The sequence below is a fragment of the Rhodococcus sp. B10 genome, assembly GCF_011770055.1.
GTDB classification, from domain to species: domain Bacteria; phylum Actinomycetota; class Actinomycetes; order Mycobacteriales; family Mycobacteriaceae; genus Rhodococcoides; species Rhodococcoides kyotonensis_B.
In genome coordinates this window covers 1-429 of the sequence record NZ_JAAFYV010000108.1, presented here as the reverse complement: position 1 = coordinate 429, position 429 = coordinate 1, and the positions used below count along the sequence as shown (strand labels likewise).

Annotated in this window: 1 protein-coding gene; it reads left to right on the top strand. The window is 68.5% G+C overall.

The window, feature by feature from the left end; translation table 11 throughout:
* A partial coding sequence (locus RhoFasB10_RS25875; RefSeq protein ID WP_167679355.1) for an ATPase, T2SS/T4P/T4SS family occupies nucleotides 1-429 on the top strand: 429 nt, incomplete at both ends.

Below are 429 nucleotides of genomic sequence, written 5' to 3'. Positions count from 1 at the left end.
GCATCGTGCTGGCCACCGGCCCGACCGGTAGTGGCAAGACCACCTCGCTGTACGCCGCGTTGGGCCAGCTCGACAGCAGCACCAGCAACATCCTCACCGTGGAGGACCCGGTGGAGTACGACTTCGCCGGCATCGGCCAGATCCAGGTGAACGCGCGCATCGGCATGAGCTTCGGCACCGCGCTGCGCGCGATCCTGCGCCAGGACCCGGACACCATCATGATCGGCGAGATCCGCGACCTGGAGACCGCACAGATTGCGGTGCAGTCGTCGCTGACCGGCCATGGCGTGCTGGCGTCCCTGCATACCAACGACGCGATTTCGGCAGTGACGCGCCTGGCCGACATGGGGGTGGAACCGTTCCTGCTGGCCTCGTCGCTGCGCGGCGTGCTGGCGCAGCGGCTGGTGCGGCGGCTGTGCACCCAATGCC